Genomic DNA, 24,148 nt, shown 5'->3' with positions numbered 1-24,148 from the left:
GGTAATGTTTGCAATGTTTGCTTTCGGCCAAACATGCCCCGGCTTCTTCGGCGGCATGGACGCGGCTAGATATGCTCATCTGCCGGCTCAGCCAGGCCGCTTACTTTTTCAGAAGCTCGCTCAGCCGCGCCTGCTCGTCGGCCGTCAGCTTGCTGCCGGTCGGCTTGCCCGCCCTCCTGCGCGCAAAGAGGAGCAGCGACAGTCCGCCGGCCAGCACCAGCAGCATCGGGGCGCCCCAGAGCAGCGCCGTCTTGACGCTGAAACGCGGCTTCAGCAGCACGAACTCGCCATAGCGCGAGACGATATAGTTGAGCACCGCCTCGTCGCTGTCGCCGTCGGTGATGCGCTCACGCACCAGCAGGCGCAGGTCCTTGGCCAGATCGGCGTTGGAATCGTCGATCGACTGGTTCTGGCAGACCATGCAGCGCAGTTCGGCCGACAGGGTGCGGGCCCGGGCTTCGAGCGCCGGATCGGCCAGCACCTCGTCCGGGTTGACGGCGAAGGCGGGTGCCGCCATCAGCAGCAGAGCCAAAACAAGGAGGAGGCGCCGCATCATTCCGCCGGCTCCATTGCAGGCGCCGCCGGCTTCGCCTTGCGACGCGGGGCACCGACGCGCAGGCGGCGGTCGCTCAGCGAGACTAGGCCGCCGCAAGCCATGAGCAGCGTTCCGCCCCAGATGCAGAGGATGAACGGCTTCCACCAGATGCGCACGACGATGCCGCCATCCTTGGCGGCGTCGCCGAGCGAGACGTAGAGCTGGCTGAGGCCGAAAGTCACGATGCCGGCCTCCGTGGTCGGCATCTGGCGGGCGGTATAGAGGCGTTTGGCCGACCAGGTGTCGGCAACCGCGACGCCGGCGCGCCGGATGGTGAAGTGGCCGCGCTCTTCGGTATAGTTCGGGCCGGTCGCCGGCTGCATGCCGTCGAAATGCAGGCTGTAGCCGCCGGCATCCGCCGTTTCGCCGGGCTTCATCTCGATGACGTGCTCGGTCTGGAAGGTCGTAACGGCGACGATGCCGAGCACGGTGACGCCGAGCCCGGCATGGGCAAGGGCGGTGCCGAAGGCCGAACGCGGCAGGCCGGAAAGCCGCCGCCAGGCGACAGAGCCCGCCACCTTGCCGATGCCGGCGCGATACCAGAGATCGGCGATGGCGCCGAGGATGAGGAACAGGCCGGCCGCCAGCCCGAGCACAGAAAGCACCGGCCCGCCATGCTGGATGTAGAAGAAGGCAACAGCGGTAAGGAAGGCCAGGCCCGCCACGACATAGAGCCGTTGCAGGGCGCCGAGCAGATCGCCGCGCTTCCAGGCCAGCAGCGGCCCGAAGGGCACGATGACGATCAGCGGCGCCATCAAGAGGCCGAAGGTCAGGTTGAAGAAGGGCGGCCCGACGGAAATCTTGTCGCCGGTCAGCGTTTCCAGCAGCAGCGGATAGAGCGTGCCTGTGAGAACCGTGCCGCAGGCGACCGTCAGGATCAGATTGTTGACGACGAGCGCGCCCTCGCGCGAGATCGGCGCAAACAACCCGCCGGCCGAAAGCCGCGGCGCGCGAAAGGCAAACAGCGACAGCGCGCCGCCGATGAAGACCAGCAGGATGCAGAGAATGAAGACGCCGCGGGTGGGGTCGCTGGCAAAGGCATGCACCGAGGTCAGCACGCCGGAGCGCACCAGGAAAGTGCCCATCAGCGACAGCGAGAAGGTGAGGATGGCAAGCAGCACCGTCCAGATCTTCAAGGCCTCGCGCTTTTCCATGACGAGGGCCGAATGTAAGAGCGCAGTGCCGGCCAGCCACGGCATGAAGGAGGCGTTTTCCACCGGGTCCCAGAACCACCAGCCGCCCCAGCCGAGTTCGTAATAGGCCCAGTAGGAGCCCATGGCGATACCAAGCGTCAGGAAGGTCCAGGCGGCGAGCGTCCAGGGCCGCACCCAGCGCGCCCAGGCCGCATCGATGCGCCCCTCCAGAAGGGCTGCGACCGCAAAGGAGAAACAGACGGAGAAGCCGACATAGCCGAGATAGAGCAGCGGCGGGTGGATCGCCAGACCGACATCCTGCAGGACGGGATTGAGATCGCGGCCCTCGGCCGGCGCCGGATCGAGCCGCAGGAAGGGATTGGAGGTCAACAGAATGAACAGCGTGAAGGCGACCGAAATCCAGGCCTGCACGGAAAGCACATTGGCCTTCAGCGTCTCCGGCAGATTGCGCCCGAAGACGGCGACCAGCGCGCTGAACAGCGTCAGGATCAACAGCCAGAGCATCATCGATCCCTCGTGATTGCCCCAGACACCGGAATATTTATAGATCAGCGGCACCAGCGAATGCGAATTCTCCCACACGTTCTCGACCGAGAAGTCCGAAACGACATGGGCATAGGTCAAGACGCCGAAGGAGAAGGCGACCAGCGAAAACATCGCCAGCGAGCCGATCGTCGCCACATCCATCATTGCGCGGTCATGACAACGGGCGCCGATCACCGGCACGATGGAAAGGATGAGCGCCGTTGCCAGCGCCAGCACCAGCGCGTAATGGCCGATCTCGATGATCATTGCGTCGCCTTCGCTTCCTCTCCCTGGCCTTGCCTTTCCTGGCCCTGGCCTTCCTTCCACAGCCCCTGCTGCTTCAGCCTGTCGGCCACGTCCTTCGGCATATAGGTCTCGTCATGCTTGGCCAGCACGGTGTCGGCAACGAAAACATTCGCGCCTGGGGTAAACATGCCTTCGGTGACGACGCCCTGCCCCTCGCGGAAAAGATCGGGAAGGATGCCGGTATATCTCACCTTCACGGCATTGGCGCTGCCGTCGGTGACGGCAAATTCCACCGTCGAGCCGGTGCCGCGCACGACGCTGCCTTCGCCGACCAGGCCGCCGAGCCGGATGCGGGTTTCCGGCGCCACCGGCGTCTTTGCCAGATCCGCCGGCATGTAGAAATAGGCGACCGACTGGCTGAAGGCGAACATCACAAGCAGCACGGCGGCGGCAATGAAGCCCATGCCGCCTGTAATCACCGCCAGGCGCTTCTGCTTGCGCGTCATTGTGACGATCCTTCAGTTGATATGCCGAGCTCGTTGGCAAGCGCCAGCAATTGCCTGCCCTGCTCGCTCTCGGCCGGAAAAGCAGCAATCCCGCGCTTCAAGGCGCCGGCGGCGCCATCCTTGTCGTTCAATACGGCGTAAGAGCGGACGAGCCGCATCCAGCCTTCGAAATTGTTCGGATCCGCGCTGAGCATAGCGTCGAGGCTCTCGACCATGCCGCGGATCATCTGCTGCCGGTCGCCGGCGCTCATGGTCTCGGCCGCGGCCACATCTTCCTGCGTCGGATTGCCGGGGGCAGCCGAACCCGCGCCCGGGGCAGCCGGATTGGCGCCCGGGGCAGCCGGATTGGCGCCTGCCGGCGCGCCGCCGTTCATGGCGATATGTTCGTTGACCAGCGGCAGCCAGGGCGCATTGGGTGGTGATTGTTTGGCCAGCGCCTCGAAGGCCTGGCGCGCCTCGTCGGGTCGTCCCGCCTGCTCGCTGCTGAGGGCGATGTAGAAGCGGGCGCGCGGATTGTCGGGTTCCAGCGTCAGCGACTGTTCCAGCACCTGGCGCGCCTCCTCCGTGACCACGCCGTCGGAGACCGCCATCAGTGTTTCGGCAAGTCCGTCGAGCCGCACCGCGCTCGGGCCGAGAAGCCGGATGGCATTGCGGTAGGCCACTTGCGCGTCGTTGACGCGCATCGTCCTGACATAGATCGGCGCCAGCACATCCCAGCCCTTGCCGTCATCGGGATTCTCGGCCAGGTGCCGTTCCGCCTTGGTGATCAGCACCGCCACATCGTTGCCGGGATTTTCCAGCCGCGCTTCCAGCGGCTGCGACGGCAGGTCCGGCCTGCCCGTCGTCAAGTAAAGACAGAGCCCGAGAACCGGCAGGACCAGAAGCACGAAGGCCTCGGTGAAACGGTGATGCCGTGCGGGTTTCGGTGTCTCAGCCGGCTCGTCGGCAGAGACGGCGATCAGCCGCCGGCCGATTTCCGCCCTGGCGTAATCAGCTTCCTCCGCCGTGATCAGCCCGCCGTTGAGATCGCGGTCGAGTTCGCGCAACTGGTCACGATAGACCGCCGCCTCGCCCGCACGGATATTTTCCGCCGCCTTCGCTCCGCGCAGAAGGGGGTAGAGCAGGATGGCGGCGACGACTGCCGTCAGAACGGCAACGAGAATCCAGAACAGCATGTCGCCCAAATACTTGAAGCGCGCCTTTATTCCAACTGCCAAAGCCGGAATGACGAAGATTTGAGGCCATCTGCCGCAATTGGGCTCAGCCGAGCGGCGACCAGCTGCCATCCGCGTTGCGGCAGGCAGCGCCGCGCACCACGGTGTCCTTACCGTCGACCGTCAGCGTATGGGTATATTGCCGGCAGTTCTGCGAACCGACCTGATAGGGCGCGGCGGCGACCACCTTGCCGCTGACGTCCTTGCCGGTCCACTGCATCGGCTGGCCGACGGCGGCACCTTCCAGCGCCCGATATTCCGCCTCGAGCGCCCGCTGCTTGTCGCTATCGCTCAAGCTCACGCCGCTGCGGCCGGCAAGGCCGCCCTGCAGCGCGGTCAGGAAGGCGGCCGAAGCCGAGGGCTTGCTGGAAAAAATGCCGCGCGAAGCGGCGCCCTTCGTCGTCACGCAGCCGGACAGCGCGACGGCGACGAGAAGAGCGGAAGCGATCATGCCTTGCGAGCGTAAAATCATTGCGTCGAACCACGATCAGGGGTCAATTTCAGCCGATCGAAGTGCAGCGTCCCCGTGTCAGCATTAAGGCAAAGCATGCTATACATTTGCCAGTATCTTTGTGACATCAAGCAGTTGCTCATGCAACATCCTTTGTGATGCCAGGCAGGATAAGCTTCGCCTTGAGCCCGCCCCATTCGCCGCGGGAAAGCTCGAGCCGTCCCTGATATTCACTGGAAATCTCGGTGACAATCGATAGGCCGAGCCCGGTGCCGGGCTTGCTTTCGTCGAGCCTGCGGCCGCGCTTCAGTGCCTCGCGGATCTGATCGGGCTCCAGGCCCGGCCCGTCATCCTCGACGGCAAGCTCCACCCAATGGCGGCGCGCGCTCGCCTCCGCTCCCTTGACGTCGTCGCCGGCCTCGACGGCCGACAGCCGCACCCTGCTTTTGGCGAAACGCGCGGCATTCTCCAAAAGATTGCCGACGGTCTCCTCGAGATCCTGCTGCTCCATGGCGACGGCCAGATGCGGCGGTGAGACGACGAGATCGAATTCGGTATCGACGTTCAACCGGCGCATGACGCGCACCAGCCGTTCGAGCGCCGGCTCGGCATCGGTGCGGGCGAGCACGGATTCGCGCTGCGCGGCGATGCGGGCCCTGTTGAGATAGGATTGCACCTGCCCCTGCATCGATTCCGCCTGGCTGCGCACCAGCTCGCCATGGGATTTCTCGAGCACACGCGCCTCATTCAGAAGCACGGCGATCGGCGTCTTCAGCGAATGGGCGAGATTGCCGACCTGCATGCGGGCCCGCTCGACGATGCGGCGGTTGCTGTCGATCAGCGCGTTGACCTCGTTGGCGAGCGGCAGGATTTCGCGCGGGAAGTCGCCTTTCAGCTGCTCGCTCTCGCCGGCGCGGATGCGCTCCAGCGCGGCACGTGCCTTGTCGAGCGGCTTCAGGCCGTAGAGAATCGCCAGCGCATTGACGATCAGGCTGCCGACGCCGAAACCGGCAAGCGCCAGATAGAGGCTGTGGGAAAAGGTGCGCACGTCGTCCTCGACGACATCGACATTGCCGGTGACGCGGACGCGCGCGGCGCGCCCGTCGGTATCGAGCACCACTTCGGTCTCGGCCACCTGCACGCGGTTGCCGGAGGCATCCGTCACCTGGTAATAGCGCTCGTAATTCTTGTCGAAGGGCGCCTCGACGACGGAGGGAACCGGAATGAGCGCCGAGCCGAGCGAGGGCGACACCAGCGGTGCCGTCGTATAGGTCCCGAGCGGCTCCACCACCCAATACCAGCCGGTCTTCGGCTGGGCAAAACGCAGGTCGCCGAGCTGCGGGCTGCCGCTGAGCGCCCCTTGATCACCGATCGTCACCGAATTGATGACGTTATAAAGCTGCGCCCGCAACAGATCCTGGAAACCGCGTTCGGCGCTCTTGCGGTAGAGGGTGGAGATCAACAGGCCGATCACCACAAGCGCCACCGTCGACCAGACCGTGGTCAGCAGCAGCACGCGTGCGGTGAGCGACTTAATTCGCATGTTTCGGCGCTTGGATGCGGTAACCAAGACCGCGCACCGTTTCGATCAGATCGACGCCCATTTTCTTGCGCAAACGACCAACAAAGACCTCGATCGTGTTGGAATCGCGGTCGAAATCCTGGTCGTACATGTGCTCGACCAGTTCGGTGCGCGAAACGACCTCGCCCATGTGATGCATGAGATAGGCAAGCAGGCGATATTCGTGCGAGGTCAGCTTCAGTGTCGTGCCGTTGACCGTCGCCTTCGAGGATTTGGTATCGAGCCGCACCGGCCCGCAGATGATCTCGGATGAGGAATGCCCGGCCGCGCGCCGGATCAGCGCCCGGATGCGCGCCAGCACTTCTTCGACATGGAAGGGTTTGGTGACATAGTCGTCGGCGCCGGCGTCGATGCCTGCGACCTTGTCGCTCCAGCGGTCGCGCGCCGTCAAGATCAGCACCGGCACGCCGCGGCCGGCGCCGCGCCATTTTTCGAGCACCGTGACCCCGTCCATCTCCGGCAGGCCGATATCGAGGATGATGGCGTCATAGGGTTCGGTATCGCCGAGGAAGTGCCCCTCCTCGCCGTCGAACGCCTGGTCGACGACATAACCCGCCTCCTTCAGCGTGTCGGCCAGCTGCCGGTTCAGATTGACGTCGTCTTCGACTACCAGAATGCGCATCGGTCCGCCTTCGTCCGCTTCTATTCGATCATGTCCTGAATAGACCGATTCCGCTTACATCGGAACCTTTACCGTCACTTTGCGTGGACGCTGGCCGTTGCCCGACACCAGGACGGTGATGATGCAGGTATCGCCCACCGGTTGTACGGACAGGAGCTGGCCGCCCGTCTGCTCGACCACCTGGGCTGCGGCGGCGCTGCAATCGGCCGCCACGCGCAGGACGAGGCTGCCCGCGCCGTCCGGTGAGGGCGCCGATACCACCAGTCCGGCGGCCAGTGCTGCGACGCTCAGAGGAAAGGCCATGTTCTGTGCTTTCAAGGTAATGCCAACTTGTCCCGAATATGTACTCACGTGACCTGAATGGCAAATGAATGCGCTGTAATGCAGGGCGTTTAGAACCATTCTCGACTGTTTGCGGCAGCCGGTCTGGGCTGCTGAAAACCGCCGCCGCGGCAAGCCTCGGCGGCCTTCGCCGTGCCCCAAACGATGCGCTGCGCCCTTGGTATCCACGCATTCTCCATCACCTCCCGTAAAGGCGGGGAGCCGGCAGGTCCACGCCGCTGCCGCCGTTCGCGACTCGGCTGCACGGTTCCGATTCCTGTAGACCGCAGCCGCGATCGACCGGCAGATGTCGGCAGGCTTCAGCCCCGCTTCAGCACGCAGGGGTCGTCCTGAAATTGTACTGATGTTTCGTGTCATTCATGTCATCGTTCCACCTTTTCGCCCGATCCAAGCGCGGCCCGCGCACCTAAATACTGATCGCTGCTTTCGCCGGCAGATTGAAACTGATATGTCCTTGCCGCTCCCCATTTCAGGCCATTTCAGCACCGATGCCAAAATCCTCCCGCTTCCGCTCGGCGCAGACGGTCACCGTGCTTGCCGTCACCCAGTTGATCGGCTGGGGCACGACATTCGACATGCTTGGCGTCATGGGCCGCGTCGTGGCGCCCGCTCTCGGCCTGGCGAATGAGGTGGTCTTTGCCGGCCTGACGATCATGATGATGGTCAGCGCCATTGCCGGTCCTGCGACCGGCCGCTGGCTCGGTCGCTATGGTGCTGCCCGGGTGCTTTCGGCCGCCTCGCTGATCTTCGCGCTTGGCCTCTCTCTGCTTGCCGCCGCAGACGGCATCGTGCTCTATGCCAGCGCCTGGGTCGTCATCGGCATCGGCGGCGCATTTGGCCTTTCGGCACCGGCCTATACCGCCGTCGTCGAGCGCGAAGGGGAAAACGGCAAACGCGTCATTGCCATCCTGATGCTGTTCACGGGGCTATCGAGCGCCATCTTCTGGCCGATCCTCAGCCTGCTCAACGAGACGCTCGGCTGGCGCCTCACCTTTCTCGTCTGCGCCGCGCTGCAATTCTTCGTCTGCCTGCCGCTGCATCTTTTCGCCCTGCCGAAGCCGATCGTTACGCATGCCGAAGGCAGCGCGGCCGAAATCGCCCCGGTGCCGCTCACCAAGGCGGCGCGGCGCAGGGCGTTCTTGCTGATTGCCGCGGCGACGACGATCACGACCTTCATCACCTTCGGCATCTCGCCATCGCTGCTCGAAATCTTCCGCCAGTCCGGCGCCTCGCCCGCCTTTGCGCTGCAGCTCGGCTCGGCGCGCGGCGTGCTCGGCATCTCGGCGCGGTTCCTCGACATGCTGCTCGGCCGGCGCGGCAACCCCCTGCTCAGCGCGGCCATGGGCATCGGGCTGATGGCAATGAGTTTCCTGGTGATGCTGGTCGCCAGTCCGTCGGCACCGCTGCTCGTCACCTTCGTCCTGCTCTACGGCTTCGGCACCGGCGTCATGACCGTCGCCCGCGCGCTTCTGCCGCTGGCGCTGTTTTCGCCGGGCGAATACGGCCTGCAATCGGCCCGGCTGTCGCTGCCGCAAAACCTCGCCAATGCCATCGCCCCCGTCGTCTTCACCGCCATCCTCGACCGCGCCGGCACCGGCCCGGCGCTCGTCACCGGCGCCGTTCTCGCGGCCTTGGCGCTGGCCTTCATATTGATGCTGATGGCGCTGGTGCGCGGCGCCCACGCATCGCAGCCGAGCCCGGCCGTTCCGTAAGAGCCCGGCCCACCAACTCAGCCATTCGCAACAAGTCAGCCCTTCTTAATATGTCCTGATTATCATCGAGATCAGGACGAGAGCGCCTTTACGTCCACCCATCGCGACCGCTGCGGCGAGCTGGCGATGAATCAGCAGCCGATTTTTGGCGAATCTTTTGAATCGCTTGCCGTCGCTTTTTCGAAAGTTGAATCCGGGGATTCGGAAGTTGAGTGAGCTTCGCGCCGATGCGAATCCGGATAATCATTCATCCATTTGAAATTTCAACGGAATGTGGCTCGGCAGGCGCGGAATTCAGAGCGGCCGCGTCACCGCCGCGCGGCTGTCGTAATCGGCGGCGATGCGCTTTTCCCGGAGCGGACGGACACGCTCGATCGACAGCTGATAATCCGGATGGGCCTTGTAGGCGGCCAGGGCCGCCTCATCGTCGAATTCGCCGTAAACCACGAGATCGATCTCGGTGCCGAGCTGATCGGTCTTCACATTGGTGCCGATTTCCAGCAGCCGCGCATGCGGAATGCCGGTCAGGATGGAAAGCCCTGATCTCACCTCCTGCAGATGCTCCTCCGGCACGGTGAAGAAGACGATATGGCGGATCACGCGGAAGCTCCTGTCATATTTGTCGAAATGGTGGAGCGACCTTTGCGCATCCTATCGGACGCGCCGCGCTCCAAGTCTCAGCCGGGCGATAACACGCGCGCCCCAGGCCTTCAACCGCGCGCGCATGCCAGGCGCGGCATCGGGACGTATCGCCGCATCGAAGATCACGGCATAGCCTGCCAGCTTTTCCGCCCGGTCGGTGCCATTGACGATGCGGCGTGCATTCACCCAGTCCGCAGTCGTCGCATTCAGGTGATCGGCGAGCTTGTGGCCGGTAAAGCTGCCCTGCAGCATGCCCTCGATCAGGATCGTCACCGCCGCGTCCATCTCCATCGCCCGGTCGGGATCGGCAACGAGGTCGATGCCGGTCAGCACACTCATCGCCTCATAATTCCGCTTATGGGTGAGCTGCACCAGGCCGCGCCCGAGCCAGCTGCGGCCGTCCTCATCCGGCCGCCAATAGGGCGTCTTTACCCAGGAGAGCCGGCCGGCGGCAAAGGCCGTCTCCAGGATCTCGACCGCGCGTGCATCGCTTTCCGCCAGCGTCTCCCGCACCGGCTGCATGGTATAGGCGGTCTCGTGGTAAGCGGTGGCGAGGATATAGGCGAGCCACCGCCGGTCGGCATGGGCAAACCGCCCTTCCCAGGCGTCGAGAATCGCCGTGATGCCCACTACCTGAGGATGAGTCAGCTTTCCTTTGAAGAGCCCGTCCCGCACCGCCTCGAAAAAGAACCTTCGGTCCATGTGGACAACCATTCCGCGCTTCCCAAAAAAGATCATGGTTAAAACCGTCTTAATCGATTAAAATTCATTTAATCGTTTAACGTGTTTAAGCCACTGATTTACACGCCTTTTGTCTTGTGCAATGCATCTTCTTGCCCTGAAGCCTTGACGCCGAAAGAGGAGACTTCCGATGCAGACGCCCGCCAATACGCCAACCACCATTCCCCAGCACGTTGTCGACCAGATGGAAAATGAGTGGCGCCAGATTCGCCCTGAACGGGAAACTCCGCGCCCCGCCCAGCAGCCGCAACAACGCTGATATACGCAAAGCGGTACCGATGTAAGATCGAGCGCCGCTCAATGCCCCGGCCAGTCAATCGTGGCCGGGTGAATTCTTCACCACTGCAATAACGGTGGCTTGACTGTCGCCTCATCGCATCGCGGCATCCAGCCGCTTCGCCAGCGTTTCCACCGATCGGGTGAAAACCGCTCTATCATCAAGCGCGCGCGACAGCACCAGCGCGCCTTGAATGCCGGCAACGCCCTCCTCGGCGAGGGCCAGCGCCTCCTCCTCCGAACAGCCTGCCCGCACCAACGCCGAACGCACGGCGTCGATCCAGCGGATGAAATAGTCGCCGATCGCTGCCGCAAATCGTTCCCGGGTTTCATCGAGCGCGAAGGCGCCGACGAGGCAGATGCGGCGGCCGGAACGAAAATAATCATTCACATCGGTCCACATCGCCGCGATCGCCTGATGGGCATCGCCCTTTCCGAGCGGCTGATAGATCGCCTGCTCGAACCAGGCATCGACCTCGGCGAGCACGGCGGCCGCCATCTCCGCCTTGCCGCCGGGAAAAAAGTGATAAAGACTGCCCTTGCCGATGCCGGTGCGTTCGGTGATGCGGCTGAGCGAGGTGCCCTCATAGCCGAGTTCGCGGAAGATTTCGGCGAGCAGCGGTACGATGTCGGCGCGTTCGTAGACGGTCTTCACCGGCGGCCGCCTTTCAGAGGCCGAGCTCGCTCAGGCCGGGATGGTCGTCCGGCCGCCGGCCGAGCGGCCAGTGATATCTACGCTCGGACTCCCGGATCGGCAGGTCGTTGATGCAGGCGAAGCGGCGCTGCATCAGGCCGGCAGCGTCGAATTCCCAATTCTCGTTGCCATAGGAGCGGAACCAGTTGCCGCTGTCATCGTGCCATTCATAAGCGAAGCGCACGGCGATGCGATCATCGGTGAAAGCCCAGATCTCCTTGATCAGCCGATAGTCCAACTCCTTCGCCCATTTGCGGGTGAGGAAGGCGACGATCTCGGCACGGCCGTTGACGAATTCGGCGCGATTCCGCCAGCGGCTGTCCGGCGTATAGACGAGCGAGACGCGCTCGGGATCGCGGCTGTTCCAGCCGTCCTCGGCAAGGCGGACTTTCCGGGTGGCGGTCTCAAGGGTGAAGGGCGGGACGAGGCTGGACATGGACTCTCCTGTACTGAATGGCTTCCATTGTACCGATCGGTACAATGATTGGCAAGTCGGGTCGAAGGGCGTTTCCCTCAGAGGTCGCGGGGCACGCTCCAGCGCAGCGGCAGAGCATCCGGGCGAAGCACGATCGCTTCGGGCGTGAAACGCCACAGCCGTTCCGCCCGCTGAAAGGTGGCAACCTCAGGCGAATCCAGCAGCACCTCGACCTTGCCCGTCATCTGCAGCATGTCGCCGGTTTTAAAATCGACGAAGACCAGCCCCGCCTTCGGATTGACGAGGAAATTGCCGAGCGTGTTGAAGAACCGGTTGCCGGGAAAATCGGGAACGGTCAGCACACCATCGGCACTGAGACGGACGAAGCCGGCATAGCCGCCACGATGCGACACATCGACCTGCCGCTCGCCATTGTCACGGTCGATATAGGAGGCGACGAAGAAGGTATCGGCGTCCTCGATCATCCGCCGCGTGCGATCGTCGAGTTCACCGGAATGAAGCGGCGTCATCGCTGTCGGCAGATCGGGATCGCGGACAAAGGCGGCAGAGCGAGGCTGGATATATTGCGGGCAATTGCCAAAGCTCTGGCCGACGCGGACGTGGAAAGCTCCGGCCTCCGTCCGGCGGATGACGCCGTTCAGCCGGTTGCGCCGCCGGGTCTCGAGCTGGATGCCGAGCATCCCGATCGCATCGCCATCCTCCATGCCGGCATCGGCAGGATCGGCTGGGTCGCGCGACAGGCTGACATCAAGGATCTCCGGCTCCGGCGAGGATAGGAAACCCGGCTGGCCAGCCCGCACCGTCGCCCAGACGTCACCCTTGGCATCGACGGCGCCGAGCACTGCGAAAGGCAGCATCGGAAAGAAGGCGCGGTGCTGCTCGGGCATCGCCTTGCGGAGGAAATTGCGTCCCGGCCCGTCCATGCGCTCGACGACGCCGACACTGCGCTGCATGGCAAGTTCACCCTCATGCCAGGGAGACGGCGCGTCCTGTCTTGTCTGCTCCAACATCACGGGCCTCCTTGCGGTTATGATTTGGGAAAAACCGGGACGGCGATCCCGCCCCGGCGGTTTTTATGCGGCAAGGCCGATCCTGGTCTTGCGGAAGCCGACGAAGCCCGGCAGCACCTCGATGCGTGCAAGCCAGGCGTGGAGGTTTGGATAGGCCGAGGTGTCGACATTGCCCTCCGGCGCATTGGCGATGTAGCTGTAGAGCGCGACGTCGGCGATGACAGGATTGTCGCCGAGCAGGAAGCTGCGGCCGGAGAGCTCCGCCTCGATCAACGCCAGAATGCGGTGTGCCCGGGCGATCACCTCATCGGTGCGGAAATCGGCGCCGAAGACGGTGACCAGGCGAGCAGCACATGGCCCGTAGGCAATCTCGCCTGCCGCAACCGAGAGCCATTTCTGGATCCGCGCCGCCGCCACCGCGTCTTCCGGCAGCCAGTCGGTGCGGCCGTATTTGCGCGCGAGATAAACGAGAATGGCGGAGGAATCGGCAATGACCGTGCCATCGTCATCGAGCACCGGCACCTGACCGAAGGGATTGAGCCGCAGAAACTCCGGCGCCTTGTGGGCGCCCGCCGCCATATCGACCTCGACCAGTTCGCAGGGCACACCAAGCAGCGAGAGGAACAAATGCGCTCGGTGCGAATGGCCGGAAAGCGGGTGATGATAGAGTTTCATGATGGTTCCTTTGGTCTTCCAATCGACGGGGCGCGGTAGGTGATGGCCGTTTCGACCATCTGCGGCCAATTTATTGCCTTCCACTTGAGTACAGTAGAATGCTAATCTGGAAGGCATGCTCCCAATTCATGGAAGGATAGAATGGACCGCCTCGACGCCATGGCTGTGCTTCTCGCCGTTGTCGAACAGGGCAGCCTGTCGGCCGCCTCGCGGCATCTGCGATCCCCGCTCGCAACCGTCAGCCGCAAGGTTTCGGAACTGGAAGCCCATCTCAACGCCCAGCTGCTGCAGAGGAGCAACCGGAAGATCACGCTGACGGAGGCCGGCCGCGCCTATGTCGAGGCGGCGCGGGAAATTCTCGATCGGGTGGAAGAGGCGGAACGGACGGCCGCCGGCGAATACAGCGCACCGAAGGGCGAGTTGACGATGACCGCGCCGATCGTCTTCGGACGGCTGCATGTCCTGCCGGTCGTGGTGGACTTTCTGAAGGCCTATCCCGAGATCAATCTACAGCTGATGCTCGGCGACCGGCTGGCGAACCTCGTCGAGGATCATATCGACGTGGCGCTCCGGATCGGCAACCTGCCGGACAGCAACCTGATCGCCACAAGGCTCGGCGCGATCCGCCGCACGGTCTATGCCAGCCCCGATTATCTCCTGCGGCACGCCGCACCCCGGCATCCGGGCGATCTCGCGGCGCATGACTGCATCACCTTCGAGGCCATGGCCTCGACGCTGAGCTGGACATTCACCGAGGGCAAACGCGATCTCACCGTGCCGATCCGTTCACGGCTGGCCGTCAACACCGCGGAGGCTGCGGTCGATGCGGCCGTCGCCGGCCTCGGCATCACCCGCGTGCTTTCCTATCAGGCCGCACGCGCCGAGATGGCCGGCCTGCTGGTGCCGCTGCTCCAAGATTTCGAACCGCCGCCGGCACCGGTGCATCTCGTCCATCCCGCACAGGGGCTGGTGCCGCTGAAATTGCGGGCGCTGCTCGATTTCGCGACGCCGCGCCTGCGCGCGACGCTCAACAGGCCCTAAAGCGCGTCGCGATCTTTCAGATTCGCCCCTCGCGCTTTAGGTCTTTGTTTTTACGCATGTCGTTGTCGCAAAACCGCGGCACACTTTTGCGCGACATGCTTTAGGCAAGCTTGCCCTCTTCCGCCTTGTAGAAATACTGGCTGGCGACCAGCCAGCCTTTTAGCGGCCGCAGCGGCGGAATGCAGGTGGCGAGCATGAAGGGGCCGGTGATCAGAAGCTGCACCCAGATCGGCGCCGAAAAGGCCACCTCCAGCCAGACGCCGAGCAGTACGCTCGGGATGCAGGCAAAGCAGATTACGAAGAAGGCCGGGCCGTCCGCCGGATCGGCGAAAGAATAATCGAGGCCGCAAGCCTCGCATTGCGGCTGCAGCGTCAGAAAGCCCTTGAACATATGACCCTGGCCGCAACGCGGGCAGCGTCCCCTGATGCCGGTCTGTATCGGAGGAAGCGGGGGATATTCAGTGTCCATGATGGTCCTCGTCCTATCTGGCGCGGAACATCGATCCAATCAATCCGCGCAATGTATGCATTCAATATAGTTACATCTCACATACATTGCCAGTCAACTCGTCAGAATGCCGCAGGTTTCCCGCCGACTGGCGGGGCTGACCAGCGACAACCATGAAGATGGGGATCAAAGAGGCGCCATAAGGACCGCGCCGGATGCGACGGCCGCCTTTCGCCATCGCGAAGGGTTCAAGTCGCGGCGGATTTGAGTGGTGAGCGTTTCCGGCTTTCGGATGCGCCTGATGGGCTCAGCCGCAAGGCTGGGACGTCAGAAGAACGAGGCCGCCATCTCCGGCGGGCCTTGCAGCGCATGGGCCATGAATTCCAAGGCACCCTGCAGTTTTTCCCGAGTGATCGGGCCGCCGAGGCAGACCCGCACGGCCTCGGGCGCCGTACCCTCGACCGTGAAGGCATCGCTTGCGACGACGCCGATGCCGGAGGAGCGCATGTGGCTGCCGAACGTGGATCGTGTCCAGCCGTTCGACAGCGGCAGCCAGATGTTGAAACTGATCGGATCGGCACGGTAGCTGCCGGCAGGCAGGACGGCGGCGACCATCTGCTGGCGGGCGGCGGCCTCGGCGCGGATGAAGCGCAGGATCATATCGGCGGTGCCGTCCTCGATCCAGCGGGTAGCGAGCGCCACGGTCAGTGGCGAGGCCATGACATTGTTGGCGCGCATGGCGCTGACGAAGGGCCACACGGCCTTGCTATCCGGCGCCACGACATAGGCAAGGCGCAGGCCCGCGCCGATGCATTTCGCCAGTCCACCGATATGCCAGGTCAGATCGGGCGCTGTTGCGGCGAGCGGCGCCGGACCGTGCTGGGGAATGAAGCCATAGGCATCGTCTTCAACGATCGGCACATGATATTTGCGGGCAACGGCGCAGATTTCCTCGCGCCGTCTGGCCGGGATCGTCAGCGTCGTCGGGTTCTGCAGCGTCGGATTGAGATAAAGCGCCTTCGGCTTCAATCTCTCGCAGGCCTCGGTAAAGGCATCCGGCAGGATGCCGTCCTCATCCATCTGCAGGCCGGTCAGATTGAGCCGCAGCTGGGCGGCGATCGAGCGCATGCCGGGATAGGTGATGATTTCCGAAAGCACGGTCTCGCCCGGCTTTGCCAGCAGGCCGAAGATCGCCAGCAGGGCCGGATGGGCGCCCGGCGTGACGAAGATGCGCTCCTGCGAAGGCACCAGCCCGCGGCGGCTGAGCCAGGCAGCGGCAGCGTCCTTGTCCATGCCGGAACCGCCGAAACCCTGGTAGCGCAGCAGCGGAATGAGGTTTTCCGCCACCGCCGACATGCCTTCGCGCATGCGGGCGATCAGGTCCGGATCGTCCGGTTCGGGCGGCATGTTCATCGAGAAATCGATGACGGAGGCGCGGCGGGGATCCGGCGCGGCGCCGGGGGCGAACCCTTGGCGCTCCTTGTCAGCACCACCGGTAACGAAGGTGCCCCGGCCGACATGCGAATCCACCAGCCCGCGCTTCTGCGCCTCGACATAACCTCTCGCCACCGTCGTGAAATCGACATTCAGCCGCTTGGCGAGTTCGCGCTGCGGCGGCAGCCGGTCTCCCACCACCAGATGGCCGCTGCGCAGATCCATTTCGATCACATCGGCGATCGCCATATAACGGGGGCTGCTGCTGCGGCTGAGATCGGGATGCCAGTCTTTCATGTCGTGATCCGCGTCAGTCTGATTCCTGATGGGATTGACTGTATATTGTTGCATGGCGTTGCTGTCACCCCCGCAAATTCACAGGTTGCCACCGCGTCGCGGAGGCGGTTGCGGCAAATTCCCGTCCCGCAGTCTTGCCTCTGCCCCTCCGTCTTCTTACTTATTCAAGGTGGAATGCGCCGGCTTCCAGCCTGTCGCGCCGATCGGGATGAAAGCATGAATATCGATCCAATCCTGCGGTCAGTCGTGGCCGTCCGTTCCTCCATTCCGGAAGATGCCTTCACGGCGGAGACGCTGGGCACTGTCCGGGAGGGCAGCGGCGTGGTCATTCGCGACAATGGACTGGTGCTGACCATCGGCTATCTCATCACCGAGGCCGAAGAGGTCTGGCTGACCACCCATGACGGCCGCGTCGTTCCCGCGCATGCGCTTGCCTATGATCAGGAAAGCGGCTTCGGCCTGGTGCAGGCGCTTGGGGCGCTTGATGCGCCGGCAGTGGATCTCGGCGACGCCGCCACGGCCAAGCCCGGCGATCCCGTCGTGCTTGCCGATGGCATCGGAGAATTCGTCGAGGCCAACATCGTCGCCCGGCAGGAATTCGCCGGCTACTGGGAATATCTGCTGGACGAGGCGATTTTTACGGCGCCGGCCCATCCTTCCTGGGGCGGTGCGGCGCTGATCGGTTCGGACGGCAAGCTTCTGGGCATCGGTTCGCTTCGCCTGCAAATGAGCCAGGGCGACGAGGTCGCCGATATCAACATGGTCGTGCCGATCGACCTTTTGCCGCCGATCCTCGACGATCTGTTGAACCGCGGCCGCGTCAACAAGCCGCCGCGGCCCTGGCTCGGCGCATTCTCCGCCGAAAGCAATGGCGGCGTGGTGGTCATGAGCGTTGCCGAAGGCGGTCCGGCCGCCGAGGCCGGCCTGCGGCAGGGCGATATCATCTCGGAGATTCGCGACGAAGAAGTCGATGGCCTGGCCGATTTCTACCGCAAGATCTGGAGCAGCGGCCCGGCCGGCGCTGAGATCCCGATGCGAATCCTCAGGAACGGCCGCGAAGCCTGGCTGCGCATCAAGTCCGCCGACCGCGCCAGCTTTCTCAAAAAGCCGCAGCTGCAGTAAGGTCGAGCCAGCGTCGTGAAAGCCGCTGGCGCTCGTTCGAGGATGTCCGGGCATCCTTATCCCGCATCAGAGATTTTCCGATGTGATCGTCAGGAAGCGCACCGGCTCGGCGCTGACCTCCACCTCGATGAGAGCCCAGAGGCCTGTTCTGTTCCAGAACGCCCGTCCATGCATTCAGATAAGCTGGTCGTCATCTTCCGCCGCCCGCGGCGCGGCGACGCCTGCTGGCTGCTTTCTTGTGATTTTCTGCAAACGGTTGTCGCCGGCGTCTTCTGCGGCTGGCTGCGGGTCGCTCTTTTTCACGAAACGGATCATTGGTTATATCCTGCTTTGACCGTGGCAGCGCTCCGCAACATATCGGAGCGCTCGGGAAAAACGGTGTCAGATGGCAAGCGCGGTGGCGCAGGCCTGAACACTTCGGCTGTCGGGTGAGGTCTGCCCGGGCATGGTCGCCCAACCGCCGGCCTCGACGAACTGACGCTGCTTGTAGCCTTCGGTAATCGCCTTGAACTCGATCAGCTTGGCGCTCGCATCCGGCGCCGCGTTGAACCGCTCGACGCAAATGGCAGACGCCAGTTCTCCGCGCGCAACGTCGCCGGCGGCGGCTGCCGCTTTGCTTGACGTCCCGCCTGTTACCCAACCTCCCCAGCTGAAGCCGATAATCATCGTGGCGATCGCCGTGACGACGCAGGCCCAGACGAGAAGCGTCTTGGATGGCTGGTAACTGTCGAAACGCTGGGTGATCGATGTCTTGCTGCTGCTCTGCACGGACATTGGAATTCTTCCTGTCTATCGTTCGAGTTGGGCCGTCCGGCGACGCCGGAACGGTTCAGGCTGTTCTCAGTATCCCATATCGCCCATGCCGCCGTTTCCGGCTGCAGGGGCAGAGTCTCTTGCGGGAATGTCGGCGATCATCACTTCGGCGGTGATCAGAAGTGCCGCAATCGAACCGGCGTCCTGCAGAGCAGTCCGCACGACCTTGGCGGGATCGACGATGCCGGCCTCGATCATATCGACATAGGTCTCCGTCTGTGCGTCGAAACCCTGATTGTGATTGTTGCTGCCGGCGAGTTTTCCGACGACGATGGAGCCCTCGAACCCGGCATTGTCGGCGATCTGCCGGATCGGGGCTTCGAGCGCCCTGAGCACGATCGAGATGCCGGCCGTCACGTCGGCGTTCTCCCCGGTCAATCCGGTGAGCGCTGATTTCGCCCGCAGCAGTGCCACGCCGCCGCCGGGCACGATGCCTTCTTCGACTGCCGCGCGGGTGGCGTTCAGCGCGTCGTCGATGCGGTCCTTCTTTTCCTTGACCTCCGTCTCAGTCGCACCGCCGACGCGGATGACCGCGACACCGCCGGCGAGTTTCGCCAGGCGTTCCTGCAGTTTTTCCTTGTCGTAGTCGGAGGTGGTCTCCTCGATCTGCGCCTTGATCTGCTGGATACGCGCCTGGATGGCCGCCTTCTCGCCGGAGCCGTCGATGATCGTGGTGCTCTCCTTGTCGATCAGCACGCGCTTGGCGCGGCCGAGCATATCGAGCGTGACGTTCTCGAGCTTGATGCCGAGATCCTCGGAGATCATCTCGCCTGACGTGAGCACGGCAATGTCTTCCAGCATGGCCTTGCGGCGATCGCCGAAGCCCGGCGCCTTGACGGCCGCGACCTTCAGGCCACCGCGCAGCTTGTTGACAACAAGCGTCGCCAGCGCCTCGCCTTCGACGTCCTCGGAGATGAGGAGCAGCGGTTTGCCGCTCTGCACGACGGCTTCCAGGATTGGCAGCATCGCCTGCAGACTGCCGAGTTTCTTCTCGTGAAGGAGGATATAGGGTTCCTCCAGTTCCACGCGCATCTTCTCGGCATTGGTGACGAAATAGGGCGAGAGATAGCCACGATCGAACTGCATGCCCTCGACGACATCGAGTTCGGTCTCGGCGGTTCGCGCCTCTTCGACGGTTATGACGCCTTCGTTGCCGACCTTGTCCATCGCCCTGGCGATCATCTCGCCGATGGCGGCGTCGCCATTGGCGGCAATGGTGCCGACCTGGGCGATCTCGCCTGACGACTTGACCTTCATCGCCCGCGCCTGGATCTCCTTGACGACGGCGGTAACGGCGAGATCGATGCCGCGCCTGAGATCCATCGGGTTCATGCCGGCTGCGACGAGCTTTGCGCCTTCGCGGAAGATGGAGGCGGCGAGCACCGTTGCCGTCGTCGTGCCGTCGCCGGCAAGATCATTGGTCTTCGAAGCCACCTCGCGCACCATCTGCGCGCCCATGTTCTCGAACTTGTCTTCGAGCTCGATCTCCTTGGCGACGCTAACGCCGTCCTTGGTAATGCGCGGTGCGCCATAGGCCCTATCAATGACGACGTTGCGACCCTTCGGACCAAGTGTCACCTTGACGGCATTGTTGAGCAATTCGACGCCGCGCAGCAGGCGATCGCGCGCATCGGTGGAGAATCTGATTTGCTTGGCAGACATGATATTCGTCCAGTTCGGTCTTGAGATACAGATCGGAATGCGGTCGATCAGGCCGCCTGTTGAGATGCCTCTCCGATCTTTTCGACGATGCCCATGATGTCGGTCTCCTTCATGATCAGAAGGGTCTCGCCATCGATCGTGACCTCTGTCCCCGACCATTTTCCGAACAGAATGAGATCACCGACCTTAACGTCGAGCGGGACCAGATTGCCGCTTTTGTCGCGCAGGCCCGGGCCGACTGCGACCACTTCGCCTTGCTGCGGTTTCTCCTTGGCGGCGTCTGGAATGATGATCCCGCCCTTCGATTTGACATCGCCTTCCGCACGTCGAATGACGACGCGGTCGTGGAGTGAACGGAATTTCATAGAGGTCTTTCTGCTGCCGGCGCATATGGCGGCTGCAATCTATAAATAGCATTCGTGGCACTCGATTGATAGGAGTGCTAAGAAATATTATTCAATAATGGAAAAATCAGGAAATCATTCTGGCCATACGCTTTGTAATAATTGCGAATTGAACGGGCTTTTTACGCCATCACGCTCTTTTTTTATTTTCGGCATCACAGAGTTAATTTGGCGTTTTTTATGGATAAATCCGAATTTACCTTGATTTAAACTCAATCAAGGCATAACGATAAGCCTCGTCAATTTGGCCGACTTGGCTTCGCGCTGTCAGAGACCTACGACCCGCCATACACCACCGAATTCTCGATAGCGAATATATGACGTCGTTCCGGCGTGTATTTCGCGTGTTCCGATCCGGAATGAACTTGACGCTGACCGCGGATGTACCGGCAGCGTTGAGGTCGTCCGGTTCGGATCTAACCACACAGGAAACGCATCGATGTATTCCTGCGGAGGCCTCAGCCATGACAAGTCGCACAACACAGACCGTCGTCCACTTTTCATCCCCATTCCGCCTGCCGGGTTTCGACGGGGCACAGCCAGCCGGAGAATACCGCGTCGACTATGACGAGGAATTGATCGATGGTGTTTCCAGGCTTGCCTGGCGACGGATCGGCGCCTTTATCCACCTGCCGGCGATTGCCGCACAGAGTTCGACACTGCAGATGATGCCTATCCAGCCGTCAGATCTCGAAACCGCGCTCGAAAAGGACCACGAACCGTCATGACCGCTATGCGCACCCCGCAACGCAATGGACGCTCAATCCGACGCGAGGCAGCAACACATATTTTCAAGATCGGGCAGACCGTCCGGTTGAAGGACGGGTTCTTAATAGCCCCCTCCAAACTTCCCGAAACATATCGCATAACCGCCACGCTGCCTCTGAGAGGAAATTTGCTGCAATACCGCATCCGCAGTGACGACGAGCGTCACGAACGGGTCACGACGGAAGACAGCCTGGAGCCGGTACTATCGCCCGGAAGCGGCGCAACACTGATCGAGACAACGTTTGGCCACGGCCCGAAGGATGGAAGGGTGACATCGTGAACAGCCATGAAGACGAAGGAAGACGGAACGCCTTTGTTGGCGGCAAAGACAAGGGTGGCGCGACCGGCCACTACTCCATGGATATCGGACGCGACGGCCGGATCGAACCCGCCCGTTCGTGGGCCGTCTATCACGCGAGTGTTCCGGCGCACGCGGACCATGCCGTGATCGGCGCGAGCCGTTCGGAGGCCGGGAGACACATGCTGTCCTTCAATCTTCTCAACATAGGATACCGGAAGGAATGGCTCAGGCTGTCGGACGCTGCGCAGATCGCTCGTGACACGCCGCCGGCTCACCCGTGGCGCTAGGGCGGATCTTGGCGGGTGCGGCAAGGCAATCTGACCGTGGTTCAAAGCCAGTTGCGCCCTCCCCCAAAATCATATGACAGCGCCGCAGGGCTTGCGCTGAACAGCGGCAATTTCGGCGCGCCTGATTTCTTCGCCAGGATGCTGGACCGGATCGCCGGCCGTGAATGACGCCCTTTCGTTGACTTGGGACGGCGGTTGAAGGATGTTGGCGTCGTGCCATCTTGGGGATGAGCAGTCCTGCGGGGACTGGCGGAAGATAGGGAGTTTGCGGTCCATGTTCGATCATATCTCCATCGGCGTAAAAGACCTCGAAAGGGCTCGCCGTTTCTACGACGCGGCGCTGGCGCCACTCGGATATGAGCGTCTATCCAATTCCGACGCCATGATCGGCTACGGCCCGGAAGAGGTCGGGCTCTGGGTGATGCAGGTCGAACAGCCTGTTGTTGCCGACATGCGATCCGGGCTGCATTTCTGCTTCGCCGCCCCGAACGAGGCGGCGGTCGATGCCTTTCATGCGGCTGCCGTAGCATCCGGCGGCACGGATAATGGCGAACCGGGTATCCGGCCGGATTACGGACGCTTCTATTACGCCGCCTTCATCATCGATCCGGACGGCTACCGCCTCGAAGCGTATTTCCACAAAGGTGAGCTGTAACAGGCTGTTAGAGCGGTTCAGCTTTCCTGGAAGCACCGACCGCTCAAAGCTTTGTTTTCAAGCACTCCTCTGGGAAAACCGCGCTTCTTCCCTTTATCCGGCTGCCGTCAATAAGCCGACCCCGAGGGGTCGTTCAGATTATGGCGCTCGGATCCCTCGAGCGGTGGATTGAAGACGCTGACGAGGATCAGGTCCTGGTCACGGCCGCCGCGCAGCAGGTGCTTGTCATGCTTGTCGAGCACATAGATATCGCCCTGGCGGATCGGAAAGACAGTGCCCGCCATATCCTCCACCTCGCCCTCGCCGGCGATGCAATAGCAGGCTTCGAGATGCTGGCGGTATTCCAGAAGCGAGACGGTGTTGGCGCGCACGATCATGTGGCAAACGGTAAAGCCCATCCCGTCCTTTTCCGTCAGCAGGCGATGGCTCGTCCCGTTGCCCCATTCCACGAAATGTTCGGTTGCTTCGACATCCCTTAGGCTGCGCACGTACATTTCATCCCCCTTCTGTAAGAACCTTTGACACGAAAGCGATGCTACTCAGCTCCGCTTCACGCGGTCATACCCTTGATTTCTGCACGCGGACAAATGATCATTCCTCATCGGATCATTGAGGAAAACTTACAGATGACACTCCCTTTCGGCGCATTGAGAGCCTTCGAAGCGGCAGCGCGTCTTTCAAGTTTCTCGCGCGCCGGCGACGAATTGCGGGTTACGCATGCCGCGATCAGTCATCAGATCCGTCATTTGGAGGAATGGTTCGGACGCGCCTTGTTTTTGCGTGAAAAGCGCGGCGTACGGCTGGCACCCGAGGCCAAGAGATTTGCCGAGATCCTGTCGAGCAGCTTTGAAAGAATTTCCGCAGAGGCGGAATTGCTGAAGCTCAGCACCAGATCCGAGATCACCGTCGCCTGCATTCCGTCCGTCGCGACGCGATGGCTCATACCATCGCTCGGCGATTTCCTCGCCAGGCATTCGGATGTCACGATCAAGGTGGTCTACGCCATGGCCGAACAGCGTCTGCGTGAAACCGGCTGCGATGTGCTGATCACACTTGGCGCCGATACCTTTGAAGGTGTCGTCTGCCACCGGCTTTTCTCCCGCGCCACCCAACCTGTCGCCAGCCCGCGCTATCTTGAAAGAAGGGGCAGCCTCCACAACGCGACACAGATCGCAACCGCAGATCTGCTTCATGACGAGACCACGGCGCATTGGGCGCAATGGCTCGGCAAGGCGGGCGCGCCATTGACGCAAACGCTGAAGGGGCCGGTGTTTCAAGACTTCAATTTGCTCGCAACCGCCGTCATTGCCGGTCATGGCGTGGCGCTTTGTCCGGTCGAGTTATGCCGCCGCGAAATCGAGAATGGCGACCTGATCGTGCTCTCGGACATCTCGATTCTCGAACAGGAGAGTTACTTCCTCATCTGCAAGGCATCTCCGCAAAAATCAATTTCCGCTTTCTCTATGTGGTTCAAATCGGTCGTTGAATAGACG

The 24,148-nt window shown here is 62.6% G+C and carries 30 protein-coding genes; 9 read left to right on the top strand and 21 right to left on the bottom strand.

The features are described from left to right. Positions 1 to 100 precede the first annotated feature (100 nt). From CO667_RS05265 to CO667_RS05230, 8 genes are all read right to left on the bottom strand, one after another. Positions 101 to 556, bottom strand: coding sequence for a cytochrome c-type biogenesis protein (locus tag CO667_RS05265; RefSeq protein ID WP_097617403.1), 456 nt, complete (start codon positions 554 to 556; stop codon positions 101 to 103). Further along, positions 553 to 2,541, bottom strand: coding sequence for a heme lyase CcmF/NrfE family subunit (locus CO667_RS05260; protein ID WP_097617402.1), 1,989 nt, complete (start codon positions 2,539 to 2,541; stop codon positions 553 to 555). The genes CO667_RS05265 and CO667_RS05260 overlap by 4 nt, the downstream gene beginning before the upstream one ends. After that, positions 2,538 to 3,026 (bottom strand): cytochrome c maturation protein CcmE, encoded by a 489-nt coding sequence (ccmE, locus tag CO667_RS05255; protein ID WP_097617401.1) that lies wholly within the window; start codon positions 3,024 to 3,026, stop codon positions 2,538 to 2,540. Before ccmE ends, CO667_RS05260 begins: the two co-directional genes overlap by 4 nt. After that, complete coding sequence (gene ccmI, locus CO667_RS05250) at positions 3,023 to 4,231, bottom strand: c-type cytochrome biogenesis protein CcmI (RefSeq protein WP_097617694.1); 1,209 nt, start codon at positions 4,229 to 4,231, stop codon at positions 3,023 to 3,025. Before ccmI ends, ccmE begins: the two co-directional genes overlap by 4 nt. Before the next feature lie 55 nt (positions 4,232 to 4,286). Further along, on the bottom strand, positions 4,287 to 4,712 hold the full coding sequence (locus CO667_RS05245) for a hypothetical protein (protein ID WP_097617400.1): 426 nt from the start codon (positions 4,710 to 4,712) through the stop codon (positions 4,287 to 4,289). 118 nt (positions 4,713 to 4,830) lie between these two features. Continuing rightward, entirely contained in the window at positions 4,831 to 6,234 is a 1,404-nt protein-coding gene (locus CO667_RS05240) for a HAMP domain-containing sensor histidine kinase (RefSeq protein ID WP_025554680.1), read from the bottom strand. Continuing rightward, positions 6,224 to 6,895 (bottom strand): response regulator transcription factor, encoded by a 672-nt coding sequence (locus tag CO667_RS05235; protein WP_018241306.1) that lies wholly within the window; start codon positions 6,893 to 6,895, stop codon positions 6,224 to 6,226. Before CO667_RS05235 ends, CO667_RS05240 begins: the two co-directional genes overlap by 11 nt. Positions 6,896 to 6,949: 54 nt before the next feature. Then, complete coding sequence (locus tag CO667_RS05230; protein WP_097617399.1) at positions 6,950 to 7,198, bottom strand: hypothetical protein; 249 nt, start codon at positions 7,196 to 7,198, stop codon at positions 6,950 to 6,952. Positions 7,199 to 7,725: 527 nt separating this feature from the next. Between CO667_RS05230 and CO667_RS05225 the strand changes: the two genes are divergently transcribed. Further along, positions 7,726 to 8,949 carry an MFS transporter gene (locus CO667_RS05225; protein WP_179874066.1) on the top strand — a complete coding sequence of 408 codons (1,224 nt, stop codon included), beginning with the start codon at positions 7,726 to 7,728 and terminating at the stop codon, positions 8,947 to 8,949. A 294-nt stretch (positions 8,950 to 9,243) separates the two neighbouring features. Here CO667_RS05225 and CO667_RS05220 read toward each other — a convergent pair whose 3' ends face one another. Both CO667_RS05220 and CO667_RS05215 read right to left on the bottom strand, forming a co-directional pair. Further along, positions 9,244 to 9,549 carry a Dabb family protein gene (locus CO667_RS05220; RefSeq protein ID WP_097617397.1) on the bottom strand — a complete coding sequence of 102 codons (306 nt, stop codon included), beginning with the start codon at positions 9,547 to 9,549 and terminating at the stop codon, positions 9,244 to 9,246. A 51-nt stretch (positions 9,550 to 9,600) separates the two neighbouring features. After that, positions 9,601 to 10,305 carry a hypothetical protein gene (locus tag CO667_RS05215; RefSeq protein WP_097617396.1) on the bottom strand — a complete coding sequence of 235 codons (705 nt, stop codon included), beginning with the start codon at positions 10,303 to 10,305 and terminating at the stop codon, positions 9,601 to 9,603. A gap of 157 nt (positions 10,306 to 10,462) precedes the next feature. On the opposite strand from CO667_RS05215, the gene CO667_RS36225 reads away from it, so the two are divergent. Further along, on the top strand, positions 10,463 to 10,591 hold the full coding sequence (locus tag CO667_RS36225; RefSeq protein WP_280953205.1) for a hypothetical protein: 129 nt from the start codon (positions 10,463 to 10,465) through the stop codon (positions 10,589 to 10,591). A gap of 111 nt (positions 10,592 to 10,702) precedes the next feature. On the opposite strand, the gene CO667_RS05210 is transcribed toward CO667_RS36225, so the two are convergent. From CO667_RS05210 to CO667_RS05195, 4 genes are all read right to left on the bottom strand, one after another. Then, complete coding sequence (locus CO667_RS05210; RefSeq protein ID WP_097617395.1) at positions 10,703 to 11,263, bottom strand: TetR/AcrR family transcriptional regulator; 561 nt, start codon at positions 11,261 to 11,263, stop codon at positions 10,703 to 10,705. A gap of 13 nt (positions 11,264 to 11,276) precedes the next feature. Then, positions 11,277 to 11,738: a nuclear transport factor 2 family protein gene (locus CO667_RS05205; RefSeq protein WP_097617394.1), complete on the bottom strand. Its 462-nt coding sequence runs from the start codon at positions 11,736 to 11,738 to the stop codon at positions 11,277 to 11,279. Positions 11,739 to 11,815: 77 nt separating this feature from the next. Beyond that, positions 11,816 to 12,748, bottom strand: a complete 933-nt coding sequence (locus tag CO667_RS05200) for a pyridoxamine 5'-phosphate oxidase family protein (protein WP_097617393.1) — start codon at positions 12,746 to 12,748, stop codon at positions 11,816 to 11,818. Between the two features lie 63 nt (positions 12,749 to 12,811). Then, positions 12,812 to 13,423 carry a glutathione S-transferase family protein gene (locus CO667_RS05195; protein WP_097617392.1) on the bottom strand — a complete coding sequence of 204 codons (612 nt, stop codon included), beginning with the start codon at positions 13,421 to 13,423 and terminating at the stop codon, positions 12,812 to 12,814. Between the two features lie 141 nt (positions 13,424 to 13,564). Here CO667_RS05195 and CO667_RS05190 point away from each other — a divergent pair, with 141 nt between their 5' ends. Further along, entirely contained in the window at positions 13,565 to 14,464 is a 900-nt protein-coding gene (locus CO667_RS05190) for a LysR substrate-binding domain-containing protein (protein WP_097617391.1), read from the top strand. 100 nt (positions 14,465 to 14,564) lie between these two features. Here CO667_RS05190 and CO667_RS05185 read toward each other — a convergent pair whose 3' ends face one another. Then, positions 14,565 to 14,933, bottom strand: a complete 369-nt coding sequence (locus CO667_RS05185) for a DUF983 domain-containing protein (RefSeq protein WP_097617390.1) — start codon at positions 14,931 to 14,933, stop codon at positions 14,565 to 14,567. 306 nt (positions 14,934 to 15,239) lie between these two features. Continuing rightward, a complete protein-coding gene (locus tag CO667_RS05180; RefSeq protein WP_097617389.1) occupies positions 15,240 to 16,643 on the bottom strand; it encodes a PLP-dependent aminotransferase family protein in 1,404 nt (467 codons plus the stop codon). A 216-nt stretch (positions 16,644 to 16,859) separates the two neighbouring features. On the opposite strand from CO667_RS05180, the gene CO667_RS05175 reads away from it, so the two are divergent. Beyond that, entirely contained in the window at positions 16,860 to 17,765 is a 906-nt protein-coding gene (locus CO667_RS05175) for a S1C family serine protease (protein ID WP_097617388.1), read from the top strand. A gap of 174 nt (positions 17,766 to 17,939) precedes the next feature. Here CO667_RS05175 and CO667_RS35265 read toward each other — a convergent pair whose 3' ends face one another. The 4 genes from CO667_RS35265 to CO667_RS05160 form a co-directional block, all read right to left on the bottom strand. Further along, entirely contained in the window at positions 17,940 to 18,080 is a 141-nt protein-coding gene (locus CO667_RS35265; protein WP_179874065.1) for a hypothetical protein, read from the bottom strand. 66 nt (positions 18,081 to 18,146) lie between these two features. Further along, a complete protein-coding gene (locus tag CO667_RS05170) occupies positions 18,147 to 18,539 on the bottom strand; it encodes a hypothetical protein (RefSeq protein WP_097617387.1) in 393 nt (130 codons plus the stop codon). Positions 18,540 to 18,605: 66 nt separating this feature from the next. Then, positions 18,606 to 20,240, bottom strand: a complete 1,635-nt coding sequence (gene groL / locus CO667_RS05165; protein ID WP_097617386.1) for a chaperonin GroEL — start codon at positions 20,238 to 20,240, stop codon at positions 18,606 to 18,608. Positions 20,241 to 20,287: 47 nt separating this feature from the next. After that, positions 20,288 to 20,605, bottom strand: coding sequence for a co-chaperone GroES (locus CO667_RS05160; protein WP_097617385.1), 318 nt, complete (start codon positions 20,603 to 20,605; stop codon positions 20,288 to 20,290). A 503-nt stretch (positions 20,606 to 21,108) separates the two neighbouring features. Between CO667_RS05160 and CO667_RS05155 the strand changes: the two genes are divergently transcribed. The 4 genes from CO667_RS05155 (at position 21,109) to CO667_RS05135 (ending at position 22,655) form a co-directional block, all read left to right on the top strand. After that, positions 21,109 to 21,372, top strand: coding sequence for a hypothetical protein (locus tag CO667_RS05155; protein ID WP_097617384.1), 264 nt, complete (start codon positions 21,109 to 21,111; stop codon positions 21,370 to 21,372). Next, positions 21,369 to 21,692: a hypothetical protein gene (locus tag CO667_RS05150; protein ID WP_097617383.1), complete on the top strand. Its 324-nt coding sequence runs from the start codon at positions 21,369 to 21,371 to the stop codon at positions 21,690 to 21,692. The genes CO667_RS05155 and CO667_RS05150 overlap by 4 nt, the downstream gene beginning before the upstream one ends. Continuing rightward, the gene (locus CO667_RS05145) at positions 21,689 to 22,000 is read left to right on the top strand and encodes a hypothetical protein (protein ID WP_097617382.1); all 312 of its coding nucleotides are present in this window, start codon (positions 21,689 to 21,691) and stop codon (positions 21,998 to 22,000) included. Before CO667_RS05150 ends, CO667_RS05145 begins: the two co-directional genes overlap by 4 nt. Before the next feature lie 274 nt (positions 22,001 to 22,274). Further along, positions 22,275 to 22,655, top strand: a complete 381-nt coding sequence (locus tag CO667_RS05135; RefSeq protein ID WP_097617380.1) for a VOC family protein — start codon at positions 22,275 to 22,277, stop codon at positions 22,653 to 22,655. A gap of 107 nt (positions 22,656 to 22,762) precedes the next feature. On the opposite strand, the gene CO667_RS05130 is transcribed toward CO667_RS05135, so the two are convergent. Next, positions 22,763 to 23,149: an ectoine synthase gene (locus CO667_RS05130; protein ID WP_097617379.1), complete on the bottom strand. Its 387-nt coding sequence runs from the start codon at positions 23,147 to 23,149 to the stop codon at positions 22,763 to 22,765. Positions 23,150 to 23,281: 132 nt separating this feature from the next. On the opposite strand from CO667_RS05130, the gene CO667_RS05125 reads away from it, so the two are divergent. After that, positions 23,282 to 24,145, top strand: a complete 864-nt coding sequence (locus CO667_RS05125) for a LysR substrate-binding domain-containing protein (protein ID WP_097617378.1) — start codon at positions 23,282 to 23,284, stop codon at positions 24,143 to 24,145. The last annotated feature ends 3 nt before the right edge of the window (positions 24,146 to 24,148 follow it).

The sequence above is a fragment of the Rhizobium sp. L43 genome (assembly GCF_002531725.1).
Lineage (GTDB): Bacteria > Pseudomonadota > Alphaproteobacteria > Rhizobiales > Rhizobiaceae > Rhizobium.
Note: the sequence above shows the minus strand (reverse complement) of the source record. Positions and strands in the feature narration are given on the sequence as shown.